Below are 25,185 nucleotides of genomic sequence, written 5' to 3'. Positions count from 1 at the left end.
ACACCCGAGACGGATACACGGGGGGGGCCGTGCACGAGCTCGACATCCGCCGCGTGCCCGGCACGAGCGCGGCGGGGGCAGGACGGGTCGCGCCCCGCGTCGAGCCGCCCCCTCTCGAGCCGCCCCGCCTCGAGTCGCTCGCCATGCTCGCGGCGCGGCTGCTCGGGGCGCCGCGCGCCTCGATCTGGCTGCGGGGCTCGTCGGCGTCCGGCCTCGTCGCGGCCTGGGGCGGGCCGCCGACGCTCTCCGCGGCCGCCCTGGGTGACCTCGTGGTCGCGAGCGGGCGCTCGCTCGCGGTCCCCGGTCCGCTCGCGGAGCGCGCGCTGCGTCGCGGAGCGGCCGACAGGGGCCGGAGCATCGGCATCCCGACCCGGGGCGAGGACGGCGCCGTCACGGGCGCTGTGTGCGTGGAACACGTCCGCGGCGGGTTCGCCGACGGCCCGACGGCCTGGCAGCTGCTCGACGGCGTCGCGCGCCAGGTGGGGGAGGTGCTCGCGCCGGCCCGGCCGGCTGCGCCGTCTCCGGCCCGGGAGGCGCCGGGACAGGCGCTCGCAGCTCCTGGCCGGCGGCCCGCGGACCGGACGGCCGAGCGGCCGCCGCTCGCCACGTACGCGCCGGCGCCTGAGGACGCCGAGCAGTGCGCAGGGCCGCCGCCGCACACGTGCTGCCACGAGCGCGCGCCGAGCTCCGCGCCCGGGCGAGGCAGGCTGGCAGCCGAGCTGGGTGTCGCGCTGCGGGCGACGGGGCAGCTCAGCGTGGCGTACCAACCGTCCGTCGCGCTCCGGGACGGCTCGCTGCATGCCGTCGAGGCTTTGCTGCGCTGGCGGCATCCGGTGCACGGGCCGCTCACCACCACCCACTTCATCGACGTGGCCGAGGAGCGTGAGCTCATCGTCCCGCTCGGCTCGTGGGTGTTGCGGGCGGCGTGCACCGAGGCGGCAGGCTGGTACCGGCGGGCCGGTGAGCGCACGCCGCGGGTGTGGGTGAACGTGTCGGCGCGACAGCTCGGACGGCACCAGCTGGCCGCCTGCGTGGCCGAGACGCTGCGCGCGACCGGTCTGCCTGCCCACAAGCTCGGGCTCGAGGTGACCGAGCGGCAGGCCCTCGAGGCGACGGAGCCGGTCCTGCAGGAGCTGGGCGACCTGACGCGGCTCGGCTGCGGGCTCGCCCTCGACGACTTCGGCACCGGGCACAGCGACATCCCGCGGCTGCGGGCACTTCCGGTGGACACGCTGAAGATCGATCGGACGTACGTCGCGGGGCTGGGCGCCGACCGGACCGATACCGCCTTGACGGCGGGCATGGTCGCTCTCGCCAGGGCTCTCGGACTGGCCGTCGTCGCGGAGGGCGTGGAGACGACGGCGCAGCGGCGGCTGCTGCAGGAGCTCGGCTGCGACGCCGCACAGGGCTACCTCTTCCACCGACCCGGGCCGGCCGCCGTGGTCGAGCGGTTGCTCGAGCGCGCGGCGGGGTGACGTCGGGCGGCGCGAGAGTCAGCCCGAGGGCGGCAGCAGCTCGCGCCACGCCGCGCCGGCGGCGGGCGAGGCGAGGACGACGTGCCCGTCGGCGACCGCTCGTACGACCGTGCCGGGGTCCGGCGGCGGGTCCGCCGGGTCGAGCAGCCCCGTGGCCCCGGCTGCGAGCAGCTCGGCGATCACCGCCGGCGTGGCCTGCCGGGCGATGCAGAGGACCTTGGTGTCGGAGGTGGCCGAGAGCACCGCGCGAACGGTCTCGCCGCCGGCGCCGTCCGTGCCGAGGTCGAGCAGGACGACGTCGGGCCGGTGCAGCCCGGCCAGCCGAGCCGCCTGCGCGGCGTCGTCGGTGACCTCGAGGACCAGCAGTGTCGGGTCCCCGTCCAGCAGGCCCGCGAGCGACGTCCCCGACCCGGCGATCACGAGCGAGAGCATGCGCCCTCCGGCGCCGTCGCCCCTCGCCGGCGGGTCACCCGCGGATCCGCGGCAGCACGTCCTTCTCGTAGAAGCGGAAGAAGCCCTCGTACTCCGGGCCCATGTCCGCGATGAAGACCTCGTCGTATCCGGCGTCGGCGTACTTGGCGAACTCGGCCACGTGCTTGTCGACGTCCGCCTCGTGGACCGTCGACCCGGCGACGGCGTCGCGGGTGACCAGCGGGGCCAGCTGCTCGAAGTGCTTGGGGGAGGAGAGCACCTGCGCGGCCTCACCGGGGATGCCCTCGTTGAACCAGAGCTCGTGCGCGTAGTCGAGCGCCCTCTCGGGGTCGGTCGAGTAGCTCACCTTGTACCCGACCTGCGCCGGCTTGCCGGGCCCGGCCTTCTCCTTGAACGAGGAGACCACGTCCGCCTCCGGCATGGTCGAGCACAGGCCGTCGCCGATCCGGGCCGCGACCTCGAGGGCCTTGGGCCCGAAGGCCGAGACGTACACCTTCACCGGCTCGTCGGGCAGCGTGTAGATGCGCGCGTCCTCGACCGTGTAGTGGTCGCCGTGGTGGGTCACGGACTCCCCGGTCCACAGCTGGCGCATCACGTCGACGGCCTCCCCGAGCATGGAGAGCCGGACGTCGGTGTTGGGCCAGCGCTGCCCGAGCACGTGCTCGTTGAGCGCCTCCCCGGTCCCGATGCCGAGGGTGAACCGCCCGTTGGTCAGGACCTTCGCCGTCGCCGCGGCCTGCGCGACGATCGCCGGGTGCTGGCGCAGGATCGGGCAGGTCACGGCCGTCGTGATGGGCAGCGAGCAGGCCTGGGAGATGGCGCCGATCATGCCCCAGACGTACGCGCTGTTGCCCTGCGCGTCGTTCCAGGGGTGGAAGTGGTCCGAGATCCAGAGCGCCTCGAAGCCGGCCCGCTCGGCGAGCTTGGCCTGCTCGATCAGCTGGCTGGGCGAGTACTCCTCGCAGGACAGGAAGTAGCCGATGCGCGGGCTCATGGACGAGGTGCCTCCAGTGACGGCGGTGGACGATGCCCGTCCCGTGCCCAACGTGTGGCGCGGAAACCCTGCCGCTCGGGGCCGCCCGATGCTGAGCACGGTCCCGGCCGGAGACGACGGTGGGGCTTGGCGCACCGCCGACGGCGGATCGTGCGCCAAGCCCCAGCATCGATGGGGGCGAGCCCCCTGGTTCAGAGCACCGCCCGGGTCAGGACTCCCCGAGCGTGTTGCCCGCCCCCGCAGCCCGGATGTCCCCGAGCTGGTACTTCTCGACGGCCTCGCGCGGAGCCTCGGGCTTGACCCCGCCCTGGCGCGCGAGCTGCATCAGGGTCGCCACCACGATCGAGGCCGCGTCGACCTTGAAGTGCCGGCGCAGCGCGCCGCGGGTGTCGGAGAGGCCGAAGCCGTCCGTGCCCAGCGAGACGAAGTCGTGCTGGACCCACGGGCGGACCTGGTCCTGGACCGTGCGCATGTAGTCCGACACCGCGATGACCGGGCCGGGGGTGCCGGCCAGGGTCCGCGTGATGTACGGGACCTGCTGCTCCCCGTCGGGGTTGAGCAGGTTGTGCGCGTCGCACGACAGCGCCTCGCGGCGCAGCTCGTTCCACGACGTCGCCGACCACACGTCGGCCGCCACGCCCCAGTCCTGGGCGAGCAGCTGCTGCGCCTCGAGCGCCCACTGCATGGCGACGCCACTGGCCAGGATCTGCGCGCCGGGTGCGCCGTCGTGCACCTGCGGCGCCGGGGCGTAGCGGTAGAGCCCCTTGAGCAGGCCGTCGACGTCCAGGCCCTCGGGCTCGGCCGGCTGCAGGTAGGGCTCGTTGTAGATCGTCAGGTAGTAGAAGACGTTCTCCGCGTCCTGGCCGTACATCCGGCGCAGGCCGTCCTTGACGATGTGCCCGACCTCGAACGCCCACGCCGGGTCGTAGTAGACACAGGCCGGGTTGGTCGACGCGAGCAGCGGGGAGTGGCCGTCCTCGTGCTGCAGGCCCTCTCCGTTGAGCGTGGTGCGCCCCGCGGTCGCGCCGAGCAGGAACCCGCGGCCGAGCTGGTCGCCGAACTTCCAGATCTGGTCGCCGGTCCGCTGGAACCCGAACATCGAGTAGAAGATGTACATCGGGATCATCGGCTCGCCGTGCGTGGAGTACGCCGTTCCCGCCGCGATCATCGAGCCCATCGAGCCGGCCTCGGTGATGCCCTCGTTGAGCAGCTGGCCCTGCTCGGACTCCTTGTAGGAGAGCAGCAGCGCCCGGTCGACGGCCTCATAGCGCTGGCCGTGCGGGGAGTAGATCTTCGCCGTCGGGAAGAGGGCGTCGAGGCCGAAGGTGCGCGCCTCGTCCGGGATGATCGGCACGACCCGCTCGCCGAAGCCCTTGATCTTGACCAGGTCCTTGATGAGCCGGACCGTCGCCATCGTCGTGGCGACCGGCTGCTTGCCCGAGCCGGCCTTGAGCTCGGCGTAGACCTTGTCGTCGGGCAGGTCGAGCGCCTTGTTCGGGTCGCGCCGCTCCGGGACCGAGCCGCCGAGCGCGTTGCGCTTCTCGCGCAGGTAGCGGACCTCGGGGGAGTCCTCGCCCGGGTGGTAGTACGGCGGCAGGTCGGCGAGCGCCTCGTCCGGGATCGGCAGCCCGAGCCGGTCGCGGAACTCCTTGACGTCGACCTTGGTGAGCTTCTTCATCTGGTGCGTCGCGTTGCGGGCCTCGAAGCTCTTCAGGCCCCAGCCCTTGACCGTCTGCACGATGACGACCGACGGCGCGCCCTTGTGCTCGGTCGCCGCCTTGTAGGCCGCGTAGACCTTGCGCGGGTCGTGGCCGCCGCGGCGCAGCCCCTTGAGCTGCTCGTCGCTCATGCCCTCGACGAGCTCGGCGAGCTTGGGGTCGCTGCCGAAGAAGTGCTCGCGGAAGTACGCCCCGGACTCGACGCTGTAGGTCTGCCACTGCCCGTCGGCGACGTTGGCCATGGCCTCGGCGAGGACGCCGTCGGTGTCGCGGGCGAACAGCTCGTCCCACTCGCGGCCCCAGACGACCTTGACGACGTTCCAGCCGGCGCCGCGGAAGTAGCCCTCGAGCTCCTGGATGATCTTGCCGTTGCCGCGGACCGGGCCGTCGAGGCGCTGCAGGTTGCAGTTGACGACCCAGGTGAGGTTGTCCAGCCCCTCGCGGGCCGCGACGCCGAGGGCGCCGAGCGACTCGACCTCGTCCATCTCGCCGTCGCCGAGGAAGGCCCAGACGCGCTGGCTCGAGGTGTCCTTGATCCCGCGGTTCTGCAGGTAGCGGTTGAACCGCGCCTGGTAGATCGAGTCGATCGGGCCGAGGCCCATCGACACCGTCGGGAACTGCCAGAAGCCCGGCATCAGCCGCGGGTGCGGGTACGACGGCAGGCCCGTCCCCGGCCCGGTCAGCTCCTGGCGGAAGCTGTCGAGGTCGTCCTCGGACAGCCGGCCCTCGAGGAAGGCGCGGGCGTACATGCCGGGGGAGGCGTGGCCCTGCCAGAAGATCTGGTCGCCGCCGCCCGGCGCGTCCGGGCCGCGGAAGAAGTGGTTCCAGCCGGTCTCGTAGAGCGTCGCCGACGAGGCGAACGACGCGATGTGCCCGCCGACGCCCACGCCCGGACGGTTCGCCCGCGACACCAGCACGGCGGCGTTCCACCGGTCGATGTTGGCGATGCGCTCCTCGAGCGCCTCGTCACCGGGGAACTCCGGCTCCTGGGCGGGGCCGATGGTGTTGACGTAGTCCGTGCGGACCACGCCGGGCACCGGCACACCCGCATCGCCGGCGTGCTGCAGCAGCTGCTGCACGATGTAGCGCGCCCGGCGGGGGCCTGCGTTCTTGACGAGCGCGTCGAGGGACTCGAGCCACTCCTGGGTCTCCGCCGAGTCGGCGTCCTGGTACGACGCCGGGGCGGTCTGCACCGGGGGGACGGGTACGCCCACCGGACTCTGATCGTTCGCCACCCCCCCAGTGTCCCTCCCCGGAGGGGTGCTCGTCACCAGGGGGGCGGTCATGCCCTGCACGCCGGGGCCGCTGCGGCCCGCAGCACCCGGCCGAACACGTTCCCGTTGGGCGGCAGCCGGGGAAGGAGGCGCTCATGAAGACGCAGGTGATCGAGGTACGGACCGGTGGCCGGGAGGCCGCGTACGACATCACCGACCGGTGTGCCGTGTTCGTCCGCGAGGCCAGCGGAGGCGGCGACGGCCTGCTCTCGCTGTGGGTCCCGCACGCCACCGCGGGGATCGCGGTGATCGAGACCGGGGCCGGCAGCGACGACGACCTGCTCGCCGCGCTGCGCGACCTGCTGCCCGCCGACGACCGGTGGCGGCACCGGCACGGCACGCCCGGCCACGGCCGCGACCACGTGCTCCCGGCGATCGTCCCGCCGCACGCGACCGTCCCGGTGGTCGGCGGGTCCATGACGCTCGGCACCTGGCAGTCGGTGGTGCTGGTGGACACGAACGTCGACAACCCGCGCCGCGAGGTCCGGCTGAGCTTCCTGGCCGGGTGACCGTCCCGCGCGGCGGGGGCAGGCCTCGGCCCGGCTCAGTCGGTGGGGGTGACCTTGCTGGCGCGGTAGGCGGCGCCGGCGACGGCGCGCTCGTCGTTCTGCGCGCGCGGCCCGACGAGGGCGTACACGACCTCGACCAGCTCGCCCGGCTCGACCGCGTTGCGCCCGGGCGCGTCGAGCGCGTCGGCGTCGAACTCCACCTCGGCCGGCAGTGAGTCGATCACGACGGCCCCTGTCCTGGAGTGCGCGTCCCAGCGCACGACCCGCCCGCTCCCGCGCTGTGCATCCGCCTGCATGGGTGCCCGATGCCCGACTCGCCGAGCACGTAACCGCCCGTTGAGCTTGCGCGCGCTCCGCTCGACGGCGTTGACTACGGCAACGGCGCATGCACGCACGGCAGCGACGGGGTTAGGGACGCGTCGGGGAGGAGCAGGGTGAGCGCGACCGCGGGGCCCGCGGAAGGCCAGCGCGCAGTTGGTGCGCGGCTCGGCATCAAGCCTGGGCAGATGGTCCAGGAGCTGGGCTACGACGACGACTGCGACGAGGAGCTCCGCGAGAGCATCGTGGCCCTCTCGGGCAACGAGCTCGTGTCGGGGGAGCCGGACGACGTCGTCGACGTGGTGCTGCTCTGGTGGCGGGACGGCGACGGCGACCTCGTCGACGCGCTGGTCGACGCCCTCACCGACCTCGGTGACGGCGGTGTCGTCTGGCTGCTCACGCCCAAGACCGGGCGGCCCGGCTACGTCGAGCCGAGCGAGATCGGCGATGCCGCCCCGACGGCGGGGCTCTCGTCGACGAGCAGCGTCAGCGCCAGCCGCGAATGGCAGGGGACCCGGCTGGTCGCGCCGAAGGCCTCGCGCAAGTGAGCGCAGGTCCCGGGGGCGTGCCGGCCGTGGGCTCGCTCGCCCCCGACTTCGAGCTCGAGGACCAGCACGGCACGCCCGTGCGACTGTCGGCGCTGCGCGGCACCCCCGTGCTCCTGGTGTTCTTCCCGCACGCCTTCACCCCCACCTGCACGGGCGAGCTGTGCTCGGTCCGGGACGAGCTGGCCTCGACCGACGAGCAGGCCCCCGGGCTGGACGGGGTGCAGATCCTCGGCATCTCCTGCGACCCGGCGCCGGCGCTGCGCGTGTTCGCCCAGCGGGAGGGGATCTCGTTCCCGCTGCTGTCGGACTTCTGGCCGCACGGCGAGGTCTCGCGCTCCTACGGGGTGTTCTTCGCGCCCCGCGGCTTCGCCACCCGCGGCAGCTTCCTCCTCGACGGCGAGGGCGTGGTCCGCTGGTCGGTCGTCAACGGCCCGGGCGACGCGCGGGACCCGGCGGACTACCGAGCGGCCGTCGCCGCGCTCGCCGAGCCCGTACCCTGAGGGCCGTCGGGCTCGTAGCTCAGCGGTAGAGCACCTCGCTTACACCGAGGGAGTCGGCGGTTCGAACCCGTCCGGGCCCACTTGCCGCCCGCGGTGTCGGCTGCGAGAAGGTGAGCGCGTGGAGCGCCTCATCTGCCTGCGCTGTGGAGCCAGCTGGCCCAGCGAGCGTCCTGTCGCGGCCTGTCCCGTCTGCGCCCTCGAGGTGACCCACGGGGACGCCAACGCGGGCGGCAGCCCGGGGCCGGGCGAGGACGACGCCCTGGTGCGCGACGAGGGGGCCTGAGTGGCCACCACGCCGACGCTCGCCCAGGTCACCGCCGCCCTCGAGGAGCTCTACGACCCGAGCTGGGCCGAGCCCTGGGACGCGGTGGGGCTGGTGTGCGGCGACCCCGACGCCCCCGTGCGCCGGGTCCTGTTCGCCGTCGACCCCGTGGAGGCGACCGCAGCGGAGGCGGCGCGGGGCGGCTACGACCTGCTCGTCACCCACCACCCGCTCTACCTGCGCGGAACCTCCAGCGTGGCGGCAACGACGCCGAAGGGCCGCGTCGTGCACGGGCTCGTCCGCAACGGCGTCGGGCTCCACGTCGCCCACACCAACGCCGACGTGGCCGACCCCGGCGTCTCCGACGCGCTCGCGACGGCCATCGGGCTCACCGGCCTGCGCCCGCTCGACCCCCGGCCGGCCGACCCGCTGGACAAGATCGTGACGTTCGTGCCGACACCCGACGCCGAGCGGGTCGTGGACGCGCTCGCGGCCGCCGGCGCGGGGGCGATCGGCGACTACACCCGGTGCGCGTTCCTCGGCCACGGGACCGGCACGTTCCTGCCGGGCCCCGGGGCGCAGCCGGCCATCGGGCAGGTCGGCACCGCCGAGCACGTCGCGGAGACCCGGCTGGAGATGGTGCTGCCGCGCGGGCGGCGGGCCGAGGTCGTGCGCGCGCTGCGGGCGGCCCATCCCTACGAGGAGCCCGCGTTCGACGTGCTCGAGCTGGCGCTGCCGCCGGGCCCGCGCGGCATCGGTCGGGTCGGCACGCTGCCGGAGGCCGAGCCGCTGGCGCAGTTCGTCCGGCGCGTCGCGGGCGCGCTGCCCGCCGCCCCGGTCGGGATCCGCGCGGCCGGCGACCCCGACGCCCCGGTCCGGACGGTCGCGGTGTGCGGCGGCTCCGGGGACTCTCTGCTCGCCGCGGCCCGGCGCTCGGGCGCCGACGCCTACGTGACCGCCGACCTGCGCCACCACCCCGTCTCCGACGAGCGTGCCGAGGGCCGGCTCGCGCTCGTCGACGCGGGGCACTGGGCGAGCGAGTGGCCGTGGCTGGCCGACGCCGCGGCACGGTTGCGTGCCGCGCTCGCGGCGAACGGCACTACGGTGGAGACAGCCGTCTCGCGGGCCGTGACCGACCCGTGGGCCCTGCACGTCCCGTCCCCGCACTCCTGAGGAGCTCGCCCTGAAGGCCGACCCCGCCGAGCAGCAGCGCCTGCTCGACCTGCAGGGCCTCGACGCCCGCCTGGACCAGCTCGCCCACCGTCGCCGCACCCTTCCCGAGCACGCCGAGATCGAGCAGCTCGACAAGGACCTGCGCCGGTTGCGCGACCTCACGGTCGCGGCCGAGACGCAGGCGAGCGACCTCGAGCGCGAGCAGGCGAAGGCGGAGGCCGACGTCGAGCAGGTGCGCGCCCGCGCCCGCCGCGACCAGGCGCGCCTCGACTCCGGCCGCGTCTCCTCCCCGAAGGAGCTCGTGGACCTGCAGTCCGAGCTGGCCTCGCTGGCCAGGCGGCAGGCCGAGCTCGAGGACGTCGAGCTCTCGGTCATGGAGCGGGTCGAGGAGGTCCAGAGCGAGGTGGCGCGGCTGCGGGCCGACGCCTCCGGCGTCGAGGGCAAGCGCGCGGCGGCCGTGGGCCGGCGGGACGCGGCCGTCGAGGAGATCGACAGCGAGGCGTACCTCACCCAGCAGGCTCGCGAGGCGGTCGTGCGCGACGTCGGGGGCGAGCTGCTGGCGCTGTACGAGAAGCTGCGCGCCTCCTCCGACGGCGTCGGGGCGGCCGAGCTGAAGCAGCGCCGCTGCATGGGATGCCGGCTCGAGCTCAACACGGTCGACCTCGGGCGCTTCCGCGACGCCCCGGCCGACGAGGTGCTGCGCTGCGAGGAGTGCCGCCGCATCCTGGTCCGCACTGCCGAGTCCGGGCTGTGACCGACGCGTCGTCCCAGGCCGGGCAGCGTCGGCTCGTCGTCGAGGCGGACGGAGGGTCGCGGGGCAACCCGGGGCCGGCGGGCTACGGCTCGCTGGTCAAGGACGCCGCGACCGGCGAGGTGCTGGCCGAGCGGGCCGGCGGGCTCGGGCACACGACCAACAACGTGGCCGAGTACACCGGCCTCGTGGAGGGCCTGCGGGCCGCGGCCGAGATCGACCCGAGCGCGAGCGTCGAGGTCCGGATGGACTCCAAGCTCGTCGTGGAGCAGATGAGCGGGCGCTGGAAGATCAAGCACCCCCCGCTGCAGCCGCTCGCCCTCGCCGCCCGCCAGGCCTTCGACCAGTCGCGGGTCCGCTACACCTGGATCCCGCGGGCGCAGAACTCGCACGCCGACCGGCTCGGCAACGAGGCGATGGACGCCCAGGCGCGCGGGGAGCAGTGGACGCCCACGGTCGGCGTGCGCGGCGGCGGCGCGCTGCCGGTCGCCATCGACGAGGCCGAGCCCGAGCCGGCCGTCCCGGCGAACAAGCTGACCGGCTGGGACGACGTGGGCACGCCGACGACGTTCGTGCTCGTCCGCCACGGCGAGTCCGCCAACACGCTCCGCAAGCTCTTCTGCGGCCGCGGCGGAGCGGACCCCGGGCTGACCGAGCGGGGCCGCGCGCAGGCGGAGGCCGCCGCCCGAGCACTGCCCGGCTTCTGCGGCCCGGACCGGCCGGTCGCCGTGGTGTCCTCCCCGCTGCGGCGGGCGCGCGAGACGGCGGAGGCGGCTGCGGCGCTCGTCGGCGTCCCGGTCAAGGTCGAGGAGGGCTTCGCCGAGGCGTCGTTCGGGGAGTGGGACGGGCTCGACCTGGCGGCGGTGCGGGAGCAGTGGCCCGCGCAGCTGCAGGCCTGGCTCGACTCACCGGCCGCCGCGCCGCCGGGTGGGGAGAGCCTGGACGAGGTCGGGGCCCGGGTGAAGCGGGCCCGCGACAAGGTGATCGCGCGCTACGCGGGGCGCACCGTCGTGGTGGTCAGCCACGTGACGCCGCTCAAGCAGCTGGTGCGGCTGGCGCTGGACGCGCCGGCGCACTCGCTGTTCCGAATGGAGATGACGCCGGCGTCGCTGCACCTGGTCCAGTGGTGGCCGGACGGCGGGGCGTCCCTGCGTGCCTTCAACAGCACATCCCATCTGAGCGGGCTGTTGGGCGAGCCGGGGCTGTAGCCCCGGTCATGCTCAGCAGCAGGTGACGGGGGCGCCGGCGCCCACGCCGGTGTCGTTGAAGGCCACGACGCGCAGCTGCGTGCCGAAGCCCGTGCGAGCGGCCCGCGCGAAGCCGTACCCGCCGGTGCCCTCGAGCGCGGCGATCTCGCTGCCCTCCACGTCGGCCCAGGTGGCGCCGTAGTTCGTCGACTTCTGGAGGCGGAAGCCGGTCTCGTTGTCGGCGTTGTCGACGAAGCGGATCGTCACGCCGGAGGAGCTCACGGTGCTGCCAATCACGGTGGGGGCCGTGGGAGCGGTCTCGGTGGTGACGACGTCCGGCGTCATGGTGGCGACGGGCAGGCGCTTGGCGTCGGCGGCGCCGGCCGTGGCGACCAGGGCGGCGCCGGCACCGACAGCGGCCAGGGCGAGCGAGGCGACGTGACGGCGGGTGACGGTGCGCGACATGAGAGGCTCCTGCGAGGCGAGAAAGTTACGGACCGCGACTTCCTTGCGACCCTGCGTTGTTGACGCCCCCATCATGTCGGCCACAAACGGCGTAGCGCAGAGCCTTTCGGGTGATCGCTCTGCGCCATCACCCGATTGGGCTAACCAGTTCTAGAGTGCTAGATGCCGATGGCGAGGGCCCCGGCGACCAGGGCCGGTGGGACCAGCAGCAGCCCCTCGCGGGCGAAGGCCCAGGCGCCGACGTGGAGGCCGCGCGCGGCACAGCGGTCGCGCCAGAGCAGCGTGGCCAGCGAGCCCCAGAGCAGGACGAGCGGCCCCGCGTTGACCCCGACCAGCGCGGCCAGCAGGCGCTCGGCGCTGCCCGCGACCGGCTCGACGGCGAGGTACGCCGGCAGGTTGTTCACCGCGTTCGCGGCTCCCGCCGCCACCCCGGTGAGCCGGAGCAGCGCCCCGCTGCCCTCACCGTCGCCGGCCGCGTCGTGCAGGAGCCGGGTGAGCCCGTGCTCCTGCAGCCCCTGCACGACGAGGAAGAGCCCGACCGTCATCACGACCAGGCGCCAGGGCAGGAGGGCCAGGCGCAGCCGGTCCCTGCGCTTCGCCGCGTAGACGGACACCAGCACGAGCGCGCCGCCGGTAGCGACCGCCCACGGGGGCAGGCCCGCGACCAGCAGGGCGGCGACCACTGCGGTCACCAGGCCGGCCGTGCGCAGCAGTGCCGGGTCCGCAGCCTGCGGGCTCTCGGGGATCCCGTACGCGCCCCGCAGCGCCCGCCGGTGGCGGAGCAGCAGGACGGCCAGGGTCACGGCGAGGACGGCGAGCTGGGGGAGCGCGGCGTGGCGGGCGTACTCCAGCGCGCCCAGCCCCCGGCCCTCGGCGGCGAGCAGGTTGGTGAGGTTGGAGACGGGCAGCAGCAGGCTCGCGGCGTTCGCCAGCCAGATGGTGGCGAAGGCGAACGGGAGCGCGGGCAGGCCGAGCCTCCGGCACATCGCCAGCACGACCGGGGTGAGCAGCACGGCGGTCGTGTCCAGGCTCAGCACGACCGTGGTGACGGTGCAGAGCAGGCACACGAGCAGGAAGAGCCGGCGCACGCTGCCGCGCCCCAGCCGGGCGGTGACGCTCGCGCCGGCCTCGAACAGGCCGGCGTCGTCGGCCAGCTCGGCGAGCACCGTGACCGCCACGAGGAACCCGAGGACCGGCGCGCTGCGCTCCAGCACCTCCACGGCGCCCGCCGGCGAGAGCCAGCCGGTCAGGACGGCGAGCGCCCCGGCCAGGGCCACGACTGCGGGCACGGGGAGCGACTGTACGTGGCGGTACCCTGGCGACGGACGAGCCGGCCGGGCGGTCGCGTCGGCGCCCTCGGGCGCCGCCGAGGAAAGTCCGGACTCCACAGGGCAGGGCGGTGGGCAACACCCACCCGGGGCGACCCGCGGGAAAGTGCCACAGAAAGCAGACCGCCGGTGCCTCTGGCACCGGTAAGGGTGAAACGGTGGTGTAAGAGACCACCAGCGCCCGGGGTGACCCGGGCGGCTCGGCAAACCCCGCCCGGAGCAAGGCCAGACAGGAAGCGCACAGCGTCAGCTGGGAAGGGCGGCCCGCCCGAGCTTCCGGGTAGGCCGCACGAGGCCGTCGGCAACGGCGGCCCTAGATGGATGGCCGCCCCCGCCGCTCCGGTGGCGGGACAGAATCCGGCTTACAGGCCGGCTCGTCCCCTCCTCCCGGCCTGCCCGTGGCACAACCACGGTGGTGGATGCCGTGCCGGACGGGATCGCGCGCGGCTAGGCGCGGCGGGCGGTGACGAGCCAGGCGCGGGAGCCGGGCCGGGCGCCGTCCTCGCGGGGGTGGGCGCCAGTTCGGCACGCAGCCGGGCCAGCGCCTCGGCTGCCGCAGCCCGGCCGAGTCCGGCAACGTCGCGCTCGTGCTGCTGAAGCCGCGTACCCAGGCGAGGGCCGCCTCGACGTGGGGGCCGGACCAGGGCGTCACTCCGCCGAAACCCACTTCGGTGAACCCAGCACGGGCCAGCACACCCTGCACGAGCGACGGGTCCGCGATCGAGAACGGGTAGGCGCCCGCCGGTGGCGGGACGGCCGGTGCCCGGGCACGCCGCACGGCGACGTCCCACTCGTCGCCCGCCGCCGCCTGCCTCTCGAGCATGGCGAGCCGCCCGCCGGGTCGCGGCGCCCCGCCGATGTCGTGAAGACCGCTCGTAGGTCGGCGAAGGACATCGCCCCGGAACGGCTCACCACGAGGTCGTGACGGGCCGTGTAGCCGGGGAGCATCGACGCCGCGCCCTCACCCGTAGCCATCCCGGCCCTTCCGCCGCGCCCGACACGGTGAGGCCACGCCAGTCCCGGCGCGCCCGGACGTCGACGCACCGGCGGCGGTGCGCCCGGGCACCCTTGTCGGTGCCCTCTGCTTCGGTACGCCCGTGACCTACTTCCCGGACTGCCCGCCCGACACGTTGCCCTACACGCTGCTCCAGTTCCGCGCCGCGATGGCCCGGCTGCTCGAGCTCAGCGAGGCCGAGCTGCAGGAGAAGAAGGCCCGCCAGGCGGTGATGCTCTGCCATGCGGTCTCCCGCAGCGCTGCCAATCGGGAGCGGCTCTGGCAGGAGATGGACTACATCGAGCAGGCGATCGGCATCAAGCAGCTCGAGAGCCTGCGCCGGCCGGGCGGCGGCGGGGCCTTCAGCTGAGGACGACGTCCCCGTAGCCGGTGAGCAGCCGCCACCGCTGCTCCCGCACCCCCGCCGCCGGGGCGTAGCGGTCGACGTCGGCGTACACCCCGAGGTCGAGGCCGGTCAGCTGGGCCACGTCGGCCACGGGGGCCTGGAACGTCCGGAACGGCCCCAGCGGCGGCGCGTCGCCGGTGGCGGCCCGGGCCGACGTCACCCGGGACAGCTCCAGGTCGGGCAGCTGCGGGGTCTGGTCGAGGACGTACGCGGTCGCCGCGAGCTCGCCCGCGTCCATGAACGCGGCGACCTTGTAGAAGCGCCGCGGGATGAGGGCCCCCCGGTAGGGCGGGTCGTCGTCGGCGAAGACCGGGCCGGTGAAGACGGCGAGCCGGCGCCCGCCCGTCACCGCGTTGTCGAGCAGGTAGTTCTCCAGCCCGTTCCACAGTTGCAGGCCCTGGTTGAACGCGGAGGCCTGCGGCGCGCAGTTGGTGAAGAAGAAGGTGTCGGCATTGGCGCGCTCGGCCACCTGCGGAGCCCCCCAGGCCGGGTCGCGGCGGCGTACGAGATGACCGCGGTCGAGGTCGTTGTCGGCATAGACGTCCTCGCCGGTCTGGGCGGACGCGGGCAGCCGGGGGTCGAAGGACCAGCGGTCGCGCGAGCGCTCGACCTCGACGATCTGTGCCCCGTCGATGACGACGCCGGTCACCGCGGCCAAGCGGCGGTCCGGGTGCATGGCGATCGAGAAGTGCGTGTAGTCCAGCAGGGCCGTCTCGACCCCCCGGACGTGGGGGAAGGGCGCGTCGACGCCGAGGAACGCCGGGTCGTAGCCGAGCTCCGGGCTCGTCATGAGCGGCGGTGCCTCAGTCGTCCGAGCGCTGCTGCGCGGCGAGCCACCGCTCGTCGTACCCGGTGCGGGTGGCGACGTGGGGGACGCTGTAGCCCTGCTGCAGCAACGCGATCGCCTGCTCGGGGCTCCACTCCGCCTTCGGTGCGCCCGCCCGCCGCACGCTCACCTCGCCGAAGGCGGGCTGTCCGTTGCTGGGGCGCAGGCCGCCGAGTCGGGTCACGGGCTCCGAGTCTAGCGCCGCACGGCCCAATGGCCTCGACGCGCCGCGGGTGCGCCGGACCCGGGACGTTCAGCCCGCCGGCGGCTGGGGCAGGATCTGCTCGGGTCGAGCTTCGAGAGTGGAGGCCGACCCGTGCACGCACCGCCCGACCCGTCCCCCGAGCCGGCCGCCCGTGGCCGCCAACGCCGCGTCGAGGTGCTGCACGACGGTGAGTGGCTTCCCGGAACGCTGCTGCACGCGTACCGGGTCGGCGATCGCTGGCGCGCCGTCGTGCGCTACTACGCGGGCCCCGGCAGCCAGTACCAGCAGGCGAGGTGGGCCGAGGACGTGCGCCGGCCGCCGGCCGGTGCGTGATCGCGCAGGCGCCGCGAGCGTGGTTCGCTCCTGCGCCGCCGGGGGAGGGGCGTACCGATCCGGACAGGAAGGGGACAACGCCGTGTTCGAGGCGGAGAACATCAACCTCTGGCGGGACCACGACGTGGTGGACCGCGAGGGCTCGAAGATCGGCTCGCTGGAGTCGGTGTACGTCGACACCGCGACCGACCGGCCGTCGTTCGCGGGGGTGAAGACCGGCATCATCGGCCGTCACCGCATCGTCTTCGTCCCGCTCGACGGCGCAGTGGTCGGCCCGGACTACCTCAAGGTGCAGCACGCCAAGGACCTGGTGAAGAACGCTCCCGGTATCGAGACCGACGGGGAGCTGCTCGCCGACGCGGAGCCGGCGATCTTCGCCCACTACGACCTGGCCTACTCCACCGGTGCCGCCGGTGAGCGGAGGCTCGCGCGCCGCTGACGGTGCCGACTGGACGGGACGGGGCGGCTCGGCCGGCGACTGCCGGGCGGGCCGCCTCCGTGGTGAGTGGGGAGCCGTCAGGCGCTGGGCAGGGTCAGGACGTCGGCGCCGGTGTCGGTGACCACGAGGGTGTGCTCGAACTGCGCAGTGCGCTTCCGGTCACGGGTGACGACGGTCCAGCCGTCGTCCCACATCTCCCACTCGATCGTCCCGAGGGTGAGCATCGGCTCGATGGTGAACGTCATCCCCGGCTCCATCACGGTGGTCGCCGCGGGGTCGTCGTAGTGCGGGATGACGAGGCCGGAGTGGAAGACCGGTCCGACGCCGTGCCCGGTGAAGTCGCGGACCACGCCGTAGCCGAAGCGCTTCGCGTACGACTCGATCACCCGGCCGATCACGTTGACCTGCCGGCCCGGGCGTACCGCCTTGATCGCGCGGCTCAGGGCTTCCCGGGTCCGCTCGACGAGCAGCCGCGACTCCTCGTCGACGTCGCCCACGAGGTACGTCGCATCCGTGTCGCCGTGCACGCCGTCGACGTAGGCGGTGACGTCGATGTTGACGATGTCGCCGTCGCGCAGCACCGTCGAGTCGGGGATGCCGTGGCAGATGACCTCGTTGATCGACGTGCACATCGACTTCGGGAAGCCGCGGTAGCCCAGCGTCGAGGGATACGCGTCATGAGCGACGAGGTACTCGTGGCCGATGCGGTCCAGCTCGTCGGTCGTGATGCCCGGCCGGATGTGGCGCGCCGCCTCCTCCATCGCGTCCGCCGCGACCCGTCCCGCCCGCCGGATGCGCTCGACGGTCGCGGCGTCCATGACGTGTGGCCCGGTGTAGCGGGTGGGGCGGGGCTTGCCGACGTACTCGGGCCGCGCGATGCGCGTGGGAACGTTGCGCTGCGGGGAGACGGACCCCGGGACGAGCACTGCCACGGAACGAGTCTAGGCGAGCGACGGGCAGCGGCCCGGCGCCGAAGGGGCCGACGATGAGCCACGAGTACTGGTACTGCCTGCGGCACAAGACCGTCGAGACCGAGCAGATCTGCCCGGGCTCCGAGCGCATGGGGCCGTACGCGACCCGGCAGGAGGCGGAGAACGCGCTCGCGTCGGCCGCCGAGCGCACCGAGGCGTGGGACAACGACGAGCGCTGGAACGACGACTGAGAGCGCAGCGGCCCGACACCCCACAGCGGGGCGCCGGGCCGCTCGGCCGGGACAGCCGGCTCAGGACTCCCCGGGCCCCTGCTCGGGTGCGGGCGAGGCGGGCGTCGTGGGGGCGGGTGCCGAGGGGGAGGGCGGAGGCGTCGGTGCTGCTGCCGCCGGGGCCGTCTCGACGGGCGCCGGCGCCGGCGCTGCCGTGGCCTGCTGCTCCTGCTCCACGGCAGTGGGAGCAGCCTGCTTCGCAGTGCGCCTCGCGGGGCCGGTCAATGCGGTCCCACGAGCCGTGGCGGTGGACGCGGCCCGCGTACGCGCGGCCGCCTTGCGCGGTGTCGCAGCCGGAGTGGCCGTCCGGCCGGGCGTCGCCCGCCCGGTGGTGCCGCGCGCGGAAGTCTTCGCTGCAGTGCTCTTCACCGCAGTGCCCTTCGCGGCAGTGCTCTTCGCGGCCGTGCTTCTCGCCGCAGTGCCCTTCGTCGCAGCGGCCCTCGTCGCCGCAGCCTTCGTGGCAGTGGCCTTCACCGCAGTGCTCTTCGCGGGAGCCTTGGCACCGGCCCCGGAGGTCGTTGTCTTCGTGGCCCTGCCTCTCGTGGCGGCGGGCTTCGTGGCAACGGTCTTGGTCGCAACGGTCTTCGTGGCAGTCGCCTTGGCCGTCGTCGCCTTGGCCGTCGTCGCCTTGACCGTCGTCGCCTTGGCCGGAGCGGCCTTGGCCGCTCTCGTCGCCGCGGTGCGCACGCCGGTGGCCCGCGTCGTGCTGCGCGCGGCGCCGCCCCGCGGTGCGGCCGGTGCCTTCTTCGCCGTGCCGGCCGACGCCGCCTTCCTGGCGCCGGTGACCGACTTCTTCGCGGTCTCCGCCGTCTTCTTCGCCGTGGCCGCGGTTTTCTTGGCCGTGGCGGTTGTCTTCTTCGCGACGGCGGAGGCGGCCTTCCTGGCTCCGGCCGTCGTGCCCGCGGGCGCCTTGCGCGCGACGAGGGTCTGGTCGTCGATCGCCGCCTCAGGGGCGATGGCTCGGATGGCGTTCTGCGCGAGGGTCTTGACGCTGTAGGTGTTGGTCGAGGAGGCGATGACCTTGTTGCGGTTGACGACCTCGAACTTGAACCGGCCGGCCCGATCCTTCTTCAGAACGAACGTTGCTGGCACGAGTGCCTCCTGAGCTTCGCGATTGGCGGACCGCCCGGCGGGCCCGGACGCACCTTTACCCGCAAAGATCGCACTTCAGCGCTGGGTCTGCCAACATCGATGACCGAAGCCCACGTCGTGCCGTTCCCCACGAGCTGCAGGTGCGGGCGTTGTGATTGACGGCCTCGGCACCTGAAGTCGGCTTTGGTCGTCGGGTCCGCCCATTCAATGCACACGGAGATTGCAGCGGCCACAGGAGTGCCCTGTCGGCCGAGCAGGGCAGCGGCGTCCGGCCGATGCGGTCGCTGCGGACGACCGGTGCGACGATCGCCTCATGCCGACCTCTTTCGAGCTTCCCGATGTGAGCGGTGTCGTCCTCGGTGTCCTCGGAGGGACAGGAGACCTCGGGCGCGGGCTGGCGGCCCGCTTCGCCGCTGCGGGCCAGCAGGTCGTGATCGGCTCGCGCGACGCCGAGCGCGCGGTCGCCGCCGCGCAGAGCCTGCCGCTCGGGGGCGGCTCGGTGCGCGGGGCCGACAACCTCGAGTGCGCGCGGGCCGCCGACGTCGTGGTGGTCGCGGTTCCGTGGGACGGGCACGCCGCACTCCTGGAGGGATGCGGCGAGGCCCTCGACGGCAAGGTCGTCGTCGACTGCGTGAACCCGCTCGGCTTCGACGAGCGGGGGGCGTACGCGCTGCCCGTCGAGGAAGGCAGCGCGTGCCTTCAGGCGCAGCGGCTGCTGCCCGGCAGCCGTGTGGTGGGGGCCTTCCACCACATCTCCGCGGTCGTGCTCCTCGACCCGCAGGTGGAGAGCCTCGACCTCGACGTCATGGTCGTGGGGGACGACCGGGAGGCGACGGACACCGTGCAGGCGCTCGCCTCCCGGCTCCCGGGCGTACGCGGCGTCTACGCCGGCCGGCTGCGCTCGGCCGCCCAGGTGGAGGCGTTGACCGCGAACCTGATCTCGGTCAACCGCCGCCACCGGACGCACGCCGGGATACGCGTCACCGGCTTGTGAAGTAGGCCCCGCGCCGTTGGGTGGCCATCAGCACGAGGCCCGCAGCGAACGCGCCGGCGGCGAAGAGGACCGGCGTCGCGATGCCGAAGACCTTGGACTCGCCCTCGAGCAGCGAGGTGACCGACCCGATGAGCAGCGCGATCATGCACGCCGCTCCGCCGATCGGCACGACCACCCGGAAGAGCAGGTTGCGCCGGCCGGACAGGTGTCCGCGGAAGTACGCCGGAACCGCAGCGCAGGTGAGCCCGTAGTAGGCGCAGATGCCGAGCGCCGTGGCCTCGACCGAGTCGGCGAGGGCGTTCTCGCTGGACATGAGGAAGGCGACGAACAGCGCGGCGGAGATCCCGCCGATGACCCACGTGGCCACGGCGGGAGAGCCGCTGTCCTTCTCGACCCGGGCGAGCGGAGCGGGCATCGCGCCGTGCGCGCCCATCGACAGCACCGTGCGGACCATCGGCACGATGGTCGTCTGGGTGCCGGCCACCGCGCTGGAGAGCACGCACAGCAGCAGCAGATTTCCGCCTTGGCCTCCGAGGACCTCCTGCGCGAAGGCGGCGAGAACGTCCTCGTCGCCCAGGGCCGCGGTGCGCTCGATGCCGCCCCAGGCGATCACGGCCACCGTCGCCCCGACGAGGATCACGACGAGGATGCCGATCGCGACGAGGGCCGCGACGGCCGGCCCGCGCCGCGGCGCCGCCGTCTCCTCGTTGACGGAGAAGCTGCTGTCCCATCCCCAGTAGAGGAAGACCGCCAGCAGCAGGCCGGTCCAGGTCGCGCCCATGCCCGCGCCGAAGGGGTCGAGCCAGGTGGCGTCCGGGGTCGTCGAGCCGGGGTGGCCGACGATCAGGACCTCCCAGAGCGCCTTCCCGGCGAACACGACCAGCAGCACGAGCTCGATGAGCAGCAGCGCGGTCTGGGTCGCGGCGGTCGTCGTGATGCCCCGGCTGCACAGCCACGTGAGCAGCCCGATCCAGACCAGGCCGGCGACGAGCTGGGCGACGCGCGAGTCGGCCAGCCCGTCGGCGCCGACGAGCAGGAAGAGGTACTGCGCGGCGACCTGCGCGAGGCTCGCCATGACGAACAGGGACGACACCACGACGGCCCAGCCCCCGAGCCAGCCCGTGCGTGGGCCGAAGGCGCGGGCGACCCAGGCGAAGGTCGTCCCCGCGTCGGGCTCGTGGGCGTTGAGCTCGCGGTACGCGAGGGCCACCAGAAGCATGGGGACGACCGCGAGGAGCATGATCCCGGCGGCGTGGCCACCCGCCTCGTCCGCGAGCAGCCCGACGGTGACGGCGAGGCTGTACGCGGGGGCGGTCGAGGCGAGGCCGATCACCGCGCTTCCGAACGCCGATATCGCGTTGCGGCGCAGACCCTTCTCAAGCGGTAGGCCTGTGACGGGGCCTGCAAGCGTGGTGATCTCAGCTGTCAACTCGGTCCTCCGGGCGTGTCGTCGAGGTGCGCCGCGTCATTGTGCAGGGTCGAAGCGGCCGGTGCGGGAACGTGCCCCGAACGACGAGTGTGCCTGGAGAAGCGGGCGGCGTGCGTGCCGGTGGGCCGCGGGCTCAGTGGTAGGTGTTCTCCTCCGGCGGATAGGTGCCGGCGACGACGTCGTCGGCGAACCGCCGGGCCGCGTCGGTGAGCACCCCGCGGACGTCGGCGTACCGCTTGACGAACTTGGGCGGACGGCCCGGCGTGAGCCCTGCCATGTCCTGCCAGACCAGCACCTGGGCGTCGGTCGCGGGGCCCGCGCCGATGCCCACGGTCGGGATCGCCAGGGCCTTGGTCACCCGCTCGGCGAGCTCGGCGGGGACGACCTCGAGCACGATCGCGAACGCTCCCGCGGCCTCGAGCGCGAGCGCGTCCTCGACCAGCTGGTCGCCGGCCGCGCCGCGACCCTGGACCCGGTAGCCCCCGAACGCGTTCACCGACTGCGGCGTCAGCCCCAGGTGGCCCATGACGGGCACCCCGGCGGCGACGAGCGTCTCGACCTGCCCGAGGACGCGCCGGCCGCCCTCCAGCTTCACCGCGTGGGCGCCGCCCTCCTTGAGGAACCGGGCCGCGGACTCCAGCGCCTGGGCCGGGGAGGCCTGGTAGCTGCCGAAGGGCAGGTCCGCGACCACCAGGGCCCGGCTCGTCCCGCGGACGACGGCCGCGACGAGGGGGAGCAGGTCGTCGACCGTCACGGGGACGGTGGTGGCGTGGCCGAAGACCGTCGTGCCCGCGCTGTCCCCGACCAGCAGGACGGGGACCCCCGCCTCCTCGAAGACCGCGGCCGTCAGGGCGTCGTAGGCCGTGAGCATGGGCCAGCGCTCGCCACGGGCCTTGGCCTCCGCCACGTCGCGCACCGTGACGCGGCGCCCGGCAGGCAGGGACGAGAAGTGGCTGGGCTCGGACATGAGGGCTCCTTGCGCATCTCGAGGCGCTCCGACGCGTCCCCGGACTGCTGCCATCGTGCCACCGACGGGCCTGTCGGCGCCGTCGCGCAGGCTCTCAGGGGCCGGTGACCGCAGACCCCTCGCCGGGCGGGGAGGTCACGGCCGGGGGCTCCGTCCGCGCGTGCGCGCCCGGGGCCGTCTCCCGCCAGCGGCTGGTGATGGGCAGTCGGCGGTCGCGCCCGAAGTTGCGGGCCGAGATCTTCGGGCCCGGCGGGTACTGCCGCCGCTTGTACTCGGCGGCGTCGACCATGCGCAGGATGCGCTCGACGAGGTCGGGGTCGAACCCGGCGGCGACGATGTCCGCCACCCCGAGGTCCTGCTCCACGTAGAGGTCGAGCACCGCGTCGAGCAGTGTGTAGTCCGGCAGCGAGTCCGTGTCGCGCTGGTCGGGCCGCAGCTCGGCCGAAGGCTCTTTCGTGATCGAGCTCTCCGGAATCGGAGGGCGCTCGCCGCGCTCCTCAGCCACCCGGTTGCGCCACCGGGACAGGCCCCAGACCAGCGTCTTCGGGACGTCCTTGAGTGGTGCGTAGCCCCCCACCGCGTCGCCGTACAGGGTCGAGTAGCCGACGGCGAGCTCGCTCTTGTTGCCCGTCGCGAGCACGAGGTGCCCGTGCTGGTTCGACAGGCCCATCAACGTCGTGCCGCGCACGCGCGCCTGCAGGTTCTCCTCCGCGAGCCCGGTCAGCTCGAGCTCGCCCATGAACGCGTCGACCATCGGCGCGATCGCGACGGTCGAGTAGTGCACCCCGGTGCGCTCGGCCAGGTCGGCAGCGTCGCCCTTGGAGTGGTCGGAGGAGTAGCGGCTCGGCAGCGAGACGCCGTGGACGTTGTCCGCGCCGATCGCGTCGCACGCGATGGCCGCGGTGAGCGCGGAGTCGATGCCGCCGGACAGGCCCAGGGCGACCGACCGGAAGCCGTTCTTGCGGACGTAGTCCCGCAGCCCGAGGACGAGCGCGCCGTAGACCTCCGCCTCGTCGGCGGTCCGCTCGGCCACGGGAGCCGGGGCCGGGTCGTACGCCGGGGCCGGCTCGGCGGAGACCACCGACCGCTCGATCCGCACCCGGCTGCCGTCGGGCGCCTCGAGGTGGCTGCGGGTGTCGTCCTCGGAGGCCGTCGCTGCCGGCAGCTCGAGGTCGACGTACAGCATCGCCTCCTCGAACTGCGGGGCGCGGGCCAGGATGGTGCCCTCGGCGGATACCGCCATCGAGTCGCCGTCGAAGACCAGCTCGTCCTGGCCCCCGACCATGTTCACGTACGCCGCGGCGCAGCCGGCCTCGGCCGCCCGGCGCCGCAGCAGCTCCACGCGGGCGTCGTCCTTGTTGCGCTCGTAGGGCGAGGCGTTCACGACGAGGAGCAGCCCGGCGCGGGCCTCGCGCGCGACGGCTGCGGGGCCGCCGTCCTGCCACAGGTCCTCGCAGATGACGAGCGCGACGTCGACGCCGTGCACCCGGACGACGGCCAGCGAGTTGCCCGGGACGAAGTAGCGGTACTCGTCGAAGACGCCGTAGTTGGGCAGGTGGTGCTTGGCGTAGCGTGCGACCACGCGGCCGCCGTGCAGGAACGCGGCGGAGTTCTGCGGGCAGCCGGCGGGCTTGCCGAGCTGGGGCACCGCGTCGGTCAGCGCGTCGAGGTAGCCGACGACGACGACCGTGTCCCCGAGGCCCTCGTCCGCCAGCCGCACCGCCAGCGCGTCCAGCTGCCGGCGGGACGCGGCCTGGAAGGTCTTGCGGAGCGCGAGGTCCTCGACGGGATATCCGGTGAGCGCGAGCTCGGGCAGCGCGACGAGGTGGGCGCCCTGCCCCGTGGCGGCCCGGACGCTGTCGACCACGAGCTGGGCGTTGGCCGTGACGGCGCCGACGACCGGGTTGACCTGAGCGAGCGCGATTCGCAACTGAGGCACGGCACGAGCCTAGGCGCGCGAGCACTCTTCACGACACGCGGCGGCCCCGTAACCTCGGCGACACACGGTTCGTAGGAGGATGCGCCCATGGGTAGGCAGGAAGAGTTCGTCCTCCGGACGATCGAGGAACGCGACATCCGTTTCGTACGGCTGTGGTTCACCGACGTCCTCGGCTTCTTGAAGTCCGTGGCGGTCGCGCCGGCCGAGCTCGAGGCCGCCTTCAACGAGGGCATCGGGTTCGACGGGTCGGCCATCGAGGGCTTCGCCCGGGTCTACGAGTCCGACATGCTCGCGAAGCCCGACCCGACCACGTTCCAGATCCTGCCGTGGCGCGCGGAGTCCCCGGGCGTTGCGCGCATGTTCTGCGACATCCTCATGCCGGACGGCTCCCCGTCGTTCGCCGACCCGCGCTACGTGCTCAAGCGCACCCTGAGCCGGGCGGCCGACCTGGGGTTCAGCTTCTACACCCACCCCGAGGTCGAGTTCTTCCTCTTCGAGAAGGAGCTCGCCCCCGACGGGCGGCCGGTCCCCGTGGACCGCGCCGGCTACTTCGACAACACCCCGCACAGCATCGGCCACGACTTCCGCCGCGCCGCGATCACCATGCTCGAGTCCATGGGCATCTCGGTGGAGTTCAGCCACCACGAGGGCGCGCCCGGCCAGCAGGAGATCGACCTGCGCTACGCCGACGCGCTGACGACGGCGGACAACCTCATGACGTTCCGCCTCGTCATGAAGCAGGTCGCGCTCGAGCAGGAGGTGCAGGCCTCCTTCATGCCCAAGCCGTTCACCGAGTTCCCCGGCTCCGGCATGCATACCCATCTCTCGCTCTTCGAGGGCGACCGCAACGCCTTCCACGAGGCGGGGGCGCCGTACCAGCTGTCGAAGGTGGGCCGCTCCTTCATCGCCGGGCTGCTGCGCCACGCCTCCGAGATCACCGCGGTCACCAACCAGTGGGTGAACTCCTACAAGCGCCTCTCCGGTGAGAACGAGGCGCCCGCGTTCATCTGCTGGGGCCACAACAACCGCTCCGCGCTGGTCCGGGTGCCGATGTACAAGCCGAACAAGGGCGGCTCGACGCGCATCGAGATCCGCTCGCCCGACACGGCGTGCAACCCGTACCTCACCTTCGCGGTGCTGCTCGCGGCCGGGCTCAAGGGCATCGAGCAGGGCTACGAGCTCCCCGAGGGCGCCGAGGACGACGTCTGGTCGCTGACCGACTCCGAGCGCCGCGCGCTGGGGATCAACCCGCTGCCGTCGAACCTCGCCGAGGCGATCCGCGTCATGGAGGGCAGCGAGCTCGTCGCCGAGACGCTGGGCGAGCACGTGTTCGACTTCTTCCTGCGCAACAAGCGCCAGGAGTGGGTGGAGTACCGCCGCGAGGTCACCCCGTTCGAGCTGAACCGCTACCTGCCCGTGCTCTGAC

27 protein-coding genes, 1 tRNA gene and 1 other RNA gene are annotated in these 25,185 nt (G+C 73.6%); 17 read left to right on the top strand and 12 right to left on the bottom strand.

Translation table 11 applies throughout. The annotated features are described in order from the left end of the window. Nucleotides 1-29 precede the first annotated feature (29 nt). Nucleotides 30-1,475, top strand: a complete 1,446-nt coding sequence (locus tag G9H72_RS06910; RefSeq protein WP_166169269.1) for an EAL domain-containing protein — start codon at nucleotides 30-32, stop codon at nucleotides 1,473-1,475. An 18-nt stretch (nucleotides 1,476-1,493) separates the two neighbouring features. Here G9H72_RS06910 and G9H72_RS06905 read toward each other — a convergent pair whose 3' ends face one another. The 3 genes from G9H72_RS06905 to aceE form a co-directional block, all read right to left on the bottom strand. Beyond that, a complete protein-coding gene (locus G9H72_RS06905) occupies nucleotides 1,494-1,907 on the bottom strand; it encodes a response regulator transcription factor (RefSeq protein WP_166169267.1) in 414 nt (137 codons plus the stop codon). A 34-nt stretch (nucleotides 1,908-1,941) separates the two neighbouring features. Next, nucleotides 1,942-2,901, bottom strand: a complete 960-nt coding sequence (locus G9H72_RS06900) for a TIGR03557 family F420-dependent LLM class oxidoreductase (protein ID WP_166169265.1) — start codon at nucleotides 2,899-2,901, stop codon at nucleotides 1,942-1,944. Nucleotides 2,902-3,109: 208 nt separating this feature from the next. Further along, nucleotides 3,110-5,905 carry a pyruvate dehydrogenase (acetyl-transferring), homodimeric type gene (gene aceE / locus G9H72_RS06895; protein ID WP_166169263.1) on the bottom strand — a complete coding sequence of 932 codons (2,796 nt, stop codon included), beginning with the start codon at nucleotides 5,903-5,905 and terminating at the stop codon, nucleotides 3,110-3,112. A gap of 83 nt (nucleotides 5,906-5,988) precedes the next feature. Between aceE and G9H72_RS06890 the strand changes: the two genes are divergently transcribed. Continuing rightward, nucleotides 5,989-6,402: a YjbQ family protein gene (locus tag G9H72_RS06890; RefSeq protein WP_166169261.1), complete on the top strand. Its 414-nt coding sequence runs from the start codon at nucleotides 5,989-5,991 to the stop codon at nucleotides 6,400-6,402. A 35-nt stretch (nucleotides 6,403-6,437) separates the two neighbouring features. Here the strand turns inward: G9H72_RS06890 and G9H72_RS06885 are convergent, their stop codons facing one another. Further along, nucleotides 6,438-6,698 carry a hypothetical protein gene (locus tag G9H72_RS06885; protein ID WP_231126578.1) on the bottom strand — a complete coding sequence of 87 codons (261 nt, stop codon included), beginning with the start codon at nucleotides 6,696-6,698 and terminating at the stop codon, nucleotides 6,438-6,440. 138 nt (nucleotides 6,699-6,836) lie between these two features. On the opposite strand from G9H72_RS06885, the gene G9H72_RS06880 reads away from it, so the two are divergent. From G9H72_RS06880 to G9H72_RS06855, 7 genes are all read left to right on the top strand, one after another. Further along, complete coding sequence (locus G9H72_RS06880; RefSeq protein WP_166169257.1) at nucleotides 6,837-7,268, top strand: DUF3052 domain-containing protein; 432 nt, start codon at nucleotides 6,837-6,839, stop codon at nucleotides 7,266-7,268. Next, nucleotides 7,265-7,768 (top strand): peroxiredoxin, encoded by a 504-nt coding sequence (locus G9H72_RS06875; RefSeq protein ID WP_331272058.1) that lies wholly within the window; start codon nucleotides 7,265-7,267, stop codon nucleotides 7,766-7,768. The genes G9H72_RS06880 and G9H72_RS06875 overlap by 4 nt, the downstream gene beginning before the upstream one ends. Nucleotides 7,769-7,776: 8 nt before the next feature. Beyond that, nucleotides 7,777-7,848: transfer RNA gene (locus G9H72_RS06870), tRNA-Val, on the top strand. Nucleotides 7,849-7,886: 38 nt separating this feature from the next. Beyond that, on the top strand, nucleotides 7,887-8,051 hold the full coding sequence (locus G9H72_RS06865) for a hypothetical protein (RefSeq protein WP_166169252.1): 165 nt from the start codon (nucleotides 7,887-7,889) through the stop codon (nucleotides 8,049-8,051). Beyond that, nucleotides 8,052-9,203, top strand: a complete 1,152-nt coding sequence (locus tag G9H72_RS06860; protein WP_166169249.1) for a Nif3-like dinuclear metal center hexameric protein — start codon at nucleotides 8,052-8,054, stop codon at nucleotides 9,201-9,203. Nucleotides 9,204-9,213: 10 nt separating this feature from the next. Continuing rightward, nucleotides 9,214-9,957: a zinc ribbon domain-containing protein gene (locus tag G9H72_RS20930; protein WP_196790914.1), complete on the top strand. Its 744-nt coding sequence runs from the start codon at nucleotides 9,214-9,216 to the stop codon at nucleotides 9,955-9,957. Continuing rightward, entirely contained in the window at nucleotides 9,954-11,162 is a 1,209-nt protein-coding gene (locus G9H72_RS06855; RefSeq protein ID WP_196790972.1) for a bifunctional RNase H/acid phosphatase, read from the top strand. Before G9H72_RS20930 ends, G9H72_RS06855 begins: the two co-directional genes overlap by 4 nt. 12 nt (nucleotides 11,163-11,174) lie before the next feature. Here G9H72_RS06855 and G9H72_RS06850 read toward each other — a convergent pair whose 3' ends face one another. Continuing rightward, entirely contained in the window at nucleotides 11,175-11,606 is a 432-nt protein-coding gene (locus tag G9H72_RS06850; protein WP_166169243.1) for a hypothetical protein, read from the bottom strand. A 158-nt stretch (nucleotides 11,607-11,764) separates the two neighbouring features. Next, a complete protein-coding gene (locus G9H72_RS06845; RefSeq protein WP_166169242.1) occupies nucleotides 11,765-12,895 on the bottom strand; it encodes an SLC13 family permease in 1,131 nt (376 codons plus the stop codon). Nucleotides 12,896-12,932: 37 nt separating this feature from the next. On the opposite strand from G9H72_RS06845, the gene rnpB reads away from it, so the two are divergent. Then, nucleotides 12,933-13,315, top strand: an RNA gene (rnpB, locus tag G9H72_RS06840) — RNase P RNA component class A. Nucleotides 13,316-14,031: 716 nt separating this feature from the next. Beyond that, nucleotides 14,032-14,298 (top strand): hypothetical protein, encoded by a 267-nt coding sequence (locus tag G9H72_RS06835; RefSeq protein WP_166169241.1) that lies wholly within the window; start codon nucleotides 14,032-14,034, stop codon nucleotides 14,296-14,298. On the opposite strand, the gene G9H72_RS06830 is transcribed toward G9H72_RS06835, so the two are convergent. Both G9H72_RS06830 and G9H72_RS06825 read right to left on the bottom strand, forming a co-directional pair. Then, nucleotides 14,291-15,124 carry a DNA/RNA non-specific endonuclease gene (locus tag G9H72_RS06830; protein ID WP_166169240.1) on the bottom strand — a complete coding sequence of 278 codons (834 nt, stop codon included), beginning with the start codon at nucleotides 15,122-15,124 and terminating at the stop codon, nucleotides 14,291-14,293. The genes G9H72_RS06835 and G9H72_RS06830 overlap by 8 nt on opposite strands. A 13-nt stretch (nucleotides 15,125-15,137) precedes the next feature. Then, the gene (locus G9H72_RS06825; protein ID WP_166169062.1) at nucleotides 15,138-15,344 is read right to left on the bottom strand and encodes a hypothetical protein; all 207 of its coding nucleotides are present in this window, start codon (nucleotides 15,342-15,344) and stop codon (nucleotides 15,138-15,140) included. Between the two features lie 132 nt (nucleotides 15,345-15,476). On the opposite strand from G9H72_RS06825, the gene G9H72_RS22835 reads away from it, so the two are divergent. Together G9H72_RS22835 and G9H72_RS22830 are read left to right on the top strand one after the other, a co-directional pair. Further along, nucleotides 15,477-15,698, top strand: a complete 222-nt coding sequence (locus G9H72_RS22835) for a hypothetical protein (protein WP_166169239.1) — start codon at nucleotides 15,477-15,479, stop codon at nucleotides 15,696-15,698. A gap of 82 nt (nucleotides 15,699-15,780) precedes the next feature. Then, nucleotides 15,781-16,137, top strand: coding sequence for a PRC-barrel domain-containing protein (locus G9H72_RS22830; protein ID WP_166169238.1), 357 nt, complete (start codon nucleotides 15,781-15,783; stop codon nucleotides 16,135-16,137). A gap of 77 nt (nucleotides 16,138-16,214) precedes the next feature. Here the strand turns inward: G9H72_RS22830 and map are convergent, their stop codons facing one another. Continuing rightward, nucleotides 16,215-17,069 carry a type I methionyl aminopeptidase gene (gene map, locus G9H72_RS06810; RefSeq protein WP_166169237.1) on the bottom strand — a complete coding sequence of 285 codons (855 nt, stop codon included), beginning with the start codon at nucleotides 17,067-17,069 and terminating at the stop codon, nucleotides 16,215-16,217. A 53-nt stretch (nucleotides 17,070-17,122) separates the two neighbouring features. Between map and G9H72_RS06805 the strand changes: the two genes are divergently transcribed. From G9H72_RS06805 to npdG, 3 genes are all read left to right on the top strand, one after another. Further along, on the top strand, nucleotides 17,123-17,299 hold the full coding sequence (locus tag G9H72_RS06805) for a hypothetical protein (protein WP_166169236.1): 177 nt from the start codon (nucleotides 17,123-17,125) through the stop codon (nucleotides 17,297-17,299). Nucleotides 17,300-17,540: 241 nt separating this feature from the next. Next, nucleotides 17,541-18,335 (top strand): hypothetical protein, encoded by a 795-nt coding sequence (locus G9H72_RS06800; protein ID WP_166169235.1) that lies wholly within the window; start codon nucleotides 17,541-17,543, stop codon nucleotides 18,333-18,335. 408 nt (nucleotides 18,336-18,743) lie between these two features. Further along, nucleotides 18,744-19,424, top strand: coding sequence for an NADPH-dependent F420 reductase (gene npdG / locus G9H72_RS06795; protein WP_166169234.1), 681 nt, complete (start codon nucleotides 18,744-18,746; stop codon nucleotides 19,422-19,424). On the opposite strand, the gene G9H72_RS06790 is transcribed toward npdG, so the two are convergent. From G9H72_RS06790 to G9H72_RS06780, 3 genes are all read right to left on the bottom strand, one after another. Then, the gene (locus tag G9H72_RS06790; RefSeq protein WP_166169233.1) at nucleotides 19,411-20,757 is read right to left on the bottom strand and encodes an APC family permease; all 1,347 of its coding nucleotides are present in this window, start codon (nucleotides 20,755-20,757) and stop codon (nucleotides 19,411-19,413) included. The two genes, npdG and G9H72_RS06790, sit on opposite strands and share 14 nt — an antisense overlap. A 229-nt stretch (nucleotides 20,758-20,986) precedes the next feature. After that, nucleotides 20,987-21,820, bottom strand: a complete 834-nt coding sequence (panB, locus tag G9H72_RS06785) for a 3-methyl-2-oxobutanoate hydroxymethyltransferase (RefSeq protein WP_166169232.1) — start codon at nucleotides 21,818-21,820, stop codon at nucleotides 20,987-20,989. 94 nt (nucleotides 21,821-21,914) lie between these two features. Further along, complete coding sequence (locus G9H72_RS06780; RefSeq protein WP_166169231.1) at nucleotides 21,915-23,759, bottom strand: NAD+ synthase; 1,845 nt, start codon at nucleotides 23,757-23,759, stop codon at nucleotides 21,915-21,917. Between the two features lie 87 nt (nucleotides 23,760-23,846). On the opposite strand from G9H72_RS06780, the gene glnA reads away from it, so the two are divergent. After that, nucleotides 23,847-25,184, top strand: coding sequence for a type I glutamate--ammonia ligase (gene glnA, locus G9H72_RS06775; RefSeq protein ID WP_166169230.1), 1,338 nt, complete (start codon nucleotides 23,847-23,849; stop codon nucleotides 25,182-25,184). Nucleotide 25,185 lies beyond the last annotated feature (1 nt).

The organism is Motilibacter aurantiacus (assembly GCF_011250645.1).
Classification (GTDB): Bacteria; Actinomycetota; Actinomycetes; order Motilibacterales; family Motilibacteraceae; genus Motilibacter_A; species Motilibacter_A aurantiacus.
Note: the sequence above shows the minus strand (reverse complement) of the source record. Positions and strands in the feature narration are given on the sequence as shown.